The 7,110-nt window shown below is 51.1% G+C and carries 2 protein-coding genes and 2 pseudogenes; 1 reads left to right on the top strand and 3 read right to left on the bottom strand.

Translation table 11 applies throughout. The annotated features are described in order from the left end of the window. A pseudogene (locus tag BT119_RS26130) lies at window positions 1-343 on the bottom strand (hemagglutinin repeat-containing protein); the annotation flags it as partial. On the opposite strand from BT119_RS26130, the pseudogene BT119_RS26125 reads away from it, so the two are divergent. Next, window positions 331-1,292, top strand: a pseudogene (locus BT119_RS26125) (IS66 family transposase); the annotation flags it as partial. The pseudogenes BT119_RS26130 and BT119_RS26125 sit on opposite strands and share 13 nt — an antisense overlap. 622 nt (window positions 1,293-1,914) lie before the next feature. Here BT119_RS26125 and BT119_RS26120 read toward each other — a convergent pair. After that, window positions 1,915-2,703: an immunity 49 family protein gene (locus BT119_RS26120; protein ID WP_063613821.1), complete on the bottom strand. Its 789-nt coding sequence runs from the start codon at window positions 2,701-2,703 to the stop codon at window positions 1,915-1,917. 3 nt (window positions 2,704-2,706) lie between these two features. Further along, window positions 2,707-7,068, bottom strand: coding sequence for a hemagglutinin repeat-containing protein (locus BT119_RS26115; RefSeq protein ID WP_256573038.1), 4,362 nt, complete (start codon window positions 7,066-7,068; stop codon window positions 2,707-2,709). Window positions 7,069-7,110 lie beyond the last annotated feature (42 nt).

The following is a 7,110-nucleotide window of genomic DNA, read 5'->3' as shown; positions in this document are numbered from 1 at the left end:
CGATCACGTTGATGTCGCGGCCGGCCTGGGCCGTCAGGTCGCGTCCGGCGCTGACTGTGGAGCCCAGTTGCGTAATGCTGGAATTACTGGAGTTCACGCCGCGTGTCCGGCCGTTCTCGGTCTGGGCCGAGTCGATAGCGACGTCACGGCCCGCAGCGATGCTCAAATCACGACCAGCATGCAACACGCTGCCGGTGTTTTTCACATCACGACCGGCTTGCAGGGACATGTCGTTGGCCGCTTCGATGCGTGCCGCGCTGTCAGCAAAGTCCTGCCGCCAGGTCGCATCATCCGCAGCGCTCTGATGGCTGGTCATCGTGCGTTGGTTGGCTACCCGTGGGCGACGCTGACGAAGAGATCGTTGCACCGGTCAAACACCGTGGTAAACGCAAGCCACTGTCGGCAGATCTTCCCCGCATCGAAGTCATCCACGAACTGCCCGAGCACGAACTGACCTGTGCCTGCGGTTGCCGCAAGCATGTCATCAGCGAAGAAACCCGAGTCTAGGTACTAAAAGAGCGAGATCGTGACCCGACCAGCCAATCCTGGATGTGGGTACAGGCCAGCGGACCACCAGACCGAAAAGTCGTCCTGTTCAACTACACCACCAGCCGTGCGCAGGAAGTGTCGCTGTGCCTGCTGGAGAGTTATCGGGGCTATGTGATGACCGACGATTACGCGGGCTATAACGCTTTGGCGTTGCAACCGGTTGTGGAACGCTTGGCGTGCATGGCCCATGTACGGCGCAAGTTCGTGGAGGCAAAGAAAGTGCAGCCTCAAGGCAAAACAGGCCGCGCTGATGTTGCACTGGCATGCATTAACAAACTGTATGGCATTGAGCGTGAACTCAAGGATGTCAGCGATGAGCAGCGTTACATCGGTCGTCAGGAAAAAAGCCTGCCTGAGCTGACGAAGCTCAAAGCATGGATGGAAACAACGCAGCCGCAGGTCACGTCACAAAGCGCCTTGGGTAAAGCGGTGAACTACCTGGCTCACAACTGGGGCCGGATAGAGCGTTATATCGAAGCTGGTTTTCTCCCCATCGACAACAACGCTGCCGAAAGAGCAATCAGGCCGTTCGCCATCGGACGAAAAGCCTGGCTGTTCAGCGACACGCCCAAAGGCGCCACGGCAGCGCCCAGATCTACAGCTTGGTCGAGACCGCCAAACTCAACAGCCAAGAGCCCTATACGTGGCTGCGCCACGTACTTGAGCGGTTGCCGCATGCTGCATCGGTAGAAGATTACGAAGCCTTGCTGCCGTGGAACTGCTCGCCAGAGATGCCTCGCTAAACCCAATCCTCATTTTTTGCTAGGTGGGGTTTGTGGCGCGGATACCGTCTAAATAATAAAAGTCACGCATCTATATAAGTGAAATATCACCCTCTCACCAAAGGGTTTTCACAATCGCTCCCTCAAATTCTCCTGCGCATGCTACTGCAACGGACTCAGAAAATACCACATCACCCGCTGCTTGCTGGTCTTAACTTCCGCCGTCACCGCCATGTCCAGCGGCAGCTTGATGTCCACACTAGCTCGCCATCCGGTGTGGAGAGCATTGTTTCGGCCGCGAAGCAGAAAAGACAACCCATTGCGGACTTGCTCCCAACTCCCAGCTCTGCCAGCATCTCCGCTCGATTGGTGGGTAGGAAGTTCAGCGCAAACTTAAGATCGCTCTTCGCACGAATAGCCGAACCCCCAACAAATCAATTTACGAGATTAAATCTATCGTAAAACGCTCCATGAACCCCACATTCAAAACATCCAACTGATCCCCGATGCTGTGCTCCTGATTATTTTCCGGAGCCAGCACCTCATGATGCGACGCGACGCCAAAGTCGAAAAAGCCTATATCTATCCCAAGCCCGTCGACTTTCGAAAATCCTGTATAGTTACTTAAAACCTCAAGGAAAATTTATTTATTTAAGAAATCGTAACATAAACCATAGTTATCCAAAGGAATGATTGGCAGCCATTCCTGGGGAACGTAAGGAGACTTGACATTTACTTGAAAACCATGCATCCAAGCAATTTTAGAATAAATAACTGCAAACGTCGAAATAAGACCGTCTGTGTAACCGTTCTCGCTATCGGCTCGTGAGGAGAGAAACTTAGGGGAAACCATTACCTCAATTGCCTCTGACATTTTATCTGTTTCCCCTGATGCAAGCGCAGAGTAAAACTCTAAATCAGGCACATACTTCCTTAATGAAGTGGGCGGAGAAGCCAAAAAAATCTCACATCTCTCTTTTAATTTATCCCACTCCCCTCTGATCGCTAAAATCACTTGATAGACCACAAAGTCTATATGTTTCGGACTTTCGGCTTTACTAAGATTAAAAGCGCTGTCATTCTCCTCAGAAAACCATTTTACCAAGCCGTGGTCATCAGAAAGCAGCGGAGCCAGTAATTGCACTTGTTTACCAAGCGCGCCCAAAGAGTCAGTCTTGATGCCATACGAATATTTTCTAAGCTGCCCTGAAATGGAAAGCCATTTTTTGAAACCCTGTATATCACTATTTTCGAACCATGACCACATCGCACTTGCCAAAGCGTGTAATGACAAACTATTTACGCACGAGCGAACGTCACCTGAACCCGACTTTATTAAACCAACTATCTGATCGACATCATATCCTTCATTCAAATGATATCTAATGTGATCTAGTCGAACCTTAGCTTTTTCTGAGTATTTTTTTTCCATTTTTTATTCCAAACGAGCAATCAGTACATTACCATTTTTTCTATCCACTCCTGCAACGCCTTTTACAAGCGTACCATTGTTTTTAGCGGTGAAAACTGCCTTATAGACAGGAGAGGCTGGATCCAACCTTGTAAGGACAGTGTCAACCCAATCATCAGACATCTGAACATAACCACCTGCAGCACTACCTGTCAACTGAATCGCTCCATTCTTAACCTGTTTAGACTCCACTAGGATGGTAACACTTCCGTCTTGACTCATAAAGACATGATCAAAACCATTATTACTACCATACTTCCCACCTTCAAGAACCTGCAATCCTTGACGATTAGCAATGGAGTTAATAAGTGCCTCAGTAATGCTCCCACTTGCACTTGCATCTGCACCTGAAATCACGTCATTAAGCATCTGCTTTTCAGAGCCTATCAGGTCTGTAAGAGAATATGAGTTTGAGTTTAACTTATTTATATTTATAAAGCCGCCATCACTCGTCGGAGTTTTTTCTAAATTTTGCAATGCAGCGACGCCAGAAACATGTGGCGTATTTACTGTCGCAGGCGGCATTTCAGGAGCATCCGGCACATCCAGATCACGCCCAGCACTCTCAAGCTTAGCCAGCTTCTTCTCCAACGAACTCGCCTTGTAGCTCGCCGCAGCAGTCTTGAGGGTACTGCTCGAAAGGTCGATACCCATCCTCGACAGCTCTGCCGCTGCTTTCGCAGTGTTCGTCTGACCTCCCGCCAAAGCGCCGACAACAATCGATATCGCTTGCCCCATCGTCGTGCCTAATTGCTCGGCGTTTTCATCACCCCCCTCCTGAAGCGCTGTATTGATCTTGGCCAATTGCAACGCCAGCGCATCAGATGCCGCGCCCAATAGCTGTCGTCCCGAAGCGGATTCGACAAAATCTTTCATTGCGGCGAAGCTTTCGATTGGGTGCGCCACAAGTTGTGCGGCACTGTCGAGTGAGGTCAATCCGGAGTCAGCCAGCCCGTCTTTGAGACCGATCAACATCCCTTTGCCGGAAATGAAGTCCTGTCTCGCCGATATGCCAGACCATTTGAAAATGACGCTCATTTGCTCTGCCAAGCTTGAGGCAGCCGCAAACTCTTTGTTCGCCTGAACGATTTGCTGCGTTGCCAGCCAGTTGTTGTCCACATTGGCAATAGCTGCGTTGCTGGCGGCGGAGGCGCTACCGGGGTCCGTGGCGGCAGCTATGCCTGTAACGAGGCTGGTGATTATGTTTCGCTTGGCTTCCCGCTCCTGGTCTGTTTCATCTGGTTTGGTGTCGTTGAAAAGCGCGGCCAGTGCGCTTGCAGCAGCGCCTCCCGTTGCACCAGCCGAACAGCTCTGACTACTGGCAGCCGCGCCTGCGCAACCTAGGATTGCGTGAAGCGCAGTATGAATCGGGTCACCCTCTTGAATATCGCCTGCGGCTACCAGCTTGCCGATGTACCCGGAGCCTTGCTGCTGGACATAATTGACCACCATGTTTTGAGCAAACTGGCTTGAAGCGCCTGTCACATTACCTGACACACCCGCAACCAGAGCTGTTGCAATCTGGCGATAGGTGCCGCCCGCTCCCCAGTCGTTCGCAATGTCACGGGCCTGCTGATTCAAGGCAAGATAGTTGTCCCTGTGTAACTGCTGCTGCTCTGGGGTCAACGCAGGATTGAAAGACTGAAGTCGCTCATTCTCTGCATTCGCTTTTGCCTGATCGACCTCTCTTGCACGCGACTCAAGGTAGACCCCTGCGTTTTGTACAAATTTGCCTACAATGTTGAAATTCGTTTGAATTTCATCCGCATCGAAAATTGGCTTGAGCCTGTTGCTGCCATCTCGGTCGCTAGCCACGTCCGTGTTGATGTCTGCGATGGCTTGCGCAGCTGTTTGCCCCGTCAGAGCTTGCTGTTTGGCGTCATCCTTAATAGTGACTTTTGCACCGCTGATCCCGCTGTAGGTGGTGCTACTTGCTTCACCGCTGGCATACAGGGCAATCGGTGTATTCGCGCTGAGCTTACCGTTATCGGCAACAGGAGTTCCTGGCGCTCCAGCTTTCTGATCCCCATTCGCATCCCTACCGACATGTTCACCACTACTGCCGCTCAGGCCAATACTCGTGGCCTCATATTCCGCTTTATTTTTCACGTTGACTGTCGTCAATGTTCCAGTCGAAAGCGTGTTCTTGCCGTCTTTTACGGCCTGATCTGTGCTGGCAATCACGCCACCCACAAGGCCAGTGTTACCTTTGACATCAATCTGAAAACCGCCGTCCCCGGCCTTGATGCCGGATTGCTCCACGACACTTGCATAGTCACTCTGCATTTTCTGTTGATTGAATGACGCCGAACCACTTACGCCATAACAGAATGGTGGAATGCAAATGCTGATCCCAACGCTTGAGTCCATCTGTTTGGCGGCGAATTTACTCGTGTCCTGCAGGCTCTCTATGATCAGATCGCCGCCAGCGTTTACCTGGACTTGATCGGCTTTAACAACTGCGCCCTTGAGAGACGTATCACCGCCACTTTCAACTGATGCTTTATTCCCCGCACTCACAACGGTATTTGTTTGGGTAACATCAGAGCCATCCGACTTGCCTTTACCCTTGTTGGCGGCAAGATCAAGCGTGAAACCGTTCTGCGTTCCGCCAACGCTGAAGCCGATCCCCACACTCCCACCGGCATTACCATTTGTGCTGTTTTGAAGAGATGTGTTCTGAGCTGAAAGGAGATTGACGTCGCCATCGGCTTTCAAATTAACGTCATGCCCCGCGTCGATTCGGCTGCCAACGATGTTGATGTTGCTGTCTTTACCTGCGCCGGTGGCCTGAATATCGACATTGCCGCCAGCAACCAGGCCACTCGATACAACGTTGGCTCCGGACTGACTACTTTCGCTATGGCTCTGGCTATTACTCAGGCTGACACTGACCTTGATACCCATTTCACCATTCATGAGTGCCTGGCCACTGTCATAAGCCTGATTAGCGCTCATCGCAGCGTTGGCTGCAGCCAATCCCTGCATGCGTGCGTCGTCAGTTTTTGCTCCAGCCTGCACCGCTTGTTGGGCACTACGTACTGCGTCAACCAACGGTACGTTGATACTTCCGCCAATCGCTGTTCTGCTCGAACCTGCAGTATGGTTAGCGCTTAGCACATCGAATCCAGCCTGAATATCGACGTCCTTCGCCTTAATCGAAATATCGCCCTTGGGCGCGATGACCTGACTGGCAACCTGATTGTAATTTTCACCGGCATTAATGTTGACATTGCCGCCCAACGAAGCGACTTGGCTACCGACTTGTCGAGTTACATCATTGTCGTTGCTTTCTTTAAGGCTCACTACGCCTAGCGCACTCTGCCACCATGAACCAATCTCTCCCGCTTTTTTTCCAGAAGAACTGCTGGTGGAGTTTGAGCTGTTCTGAGCGCTTACAATTTCAACATTGCGTCCTGCGTCGATTTTTGTATCGCCATCGGTAACCAGCGTGCTTCCACGTATTGCAGTATCACGTCCACTTATTACGTCCAGCGTATCGGCACTAATGCTACTGCCAACGCTTTCACTTGAATTTTCCTGGCCTGCTTTTCCTTTTTGTGCCAACGAAGGGGCACCAGCAAGGTTTATAGAAAACTTGCTCGAAGAACTTGATTGACTGGCCGATTGCTGTCGCTCGGCAGTGCCAATGACGACGTCACGTCCTGCATCCAGTTTTGCATGCTCTTGCGCGTAGATAACTGCTGCGTTCAACTTGATGTCGTTGTCAGCCTGCAAGCTGATGCTCTCGCCTCGAAACTCTGTACTCGTGACCATTGTCTGACTGGACGAGCTAGCATTACTTTTGCTGGAGAAAATCCCTTTTTTTGACGAAGCGCTGGATTGACTTTCAGAGCTCTCAGCAACGCCAAGGTTGATATCTCGGCCAGCACTGGCGTTTAGAGCGCCGGCACTCTCCAATTTGGCTCCTTGGGAATTGATGTCATTACCGGCTGAAACAACGAGTTTTTTTCCAGATTCGATTACTGAGCTGACAGCGATATCGCTTTCGCTCTCTGTCATTCCGGAAGTCTTCTTACCCAATGAACCTTTCTTGGTTTTTGAATAATATGAGTAATCGCTGTCCTGTGCGGCGAGTAAATTGACGTCATTGCCTGCATATAAATATGCTTGATCTGTTGCACTCACTCGGCTGGCAATCATGCTCAGATCCTTGCCAGCACTCAACGCAATACTTCCTCCAGCATTAAGATTAGTCACGACTTGTGTCACATGATCTTCCTGCTCGGTCACCTTCTTACTCTTGCCGTACGAATGCTGTTCATCAGCCGCCGAGGACAGGGTCAGGTTTTCCGTTGCGGCCATCGCGATGTCGCGTTTGGCGTCGATGCTGCTGGCGATCACGTT

This window comes from Pseudomonas sp. NFACC10-1 (assembly GCF_900119195.1).
Taxonomy (GTDB): Bacteria; Pseudomonadota; Gammaproteobacteria; order Pseudomonadales; family Pseudomonadaceae; genus Aquipseudomonas; species Aquipseudomonas cerasi.
The sequence above is the reverse complement of the archived record's forward strand: the minus strand, read 5'-3'. Positions and strand labels throughout refer to the sequence as shown.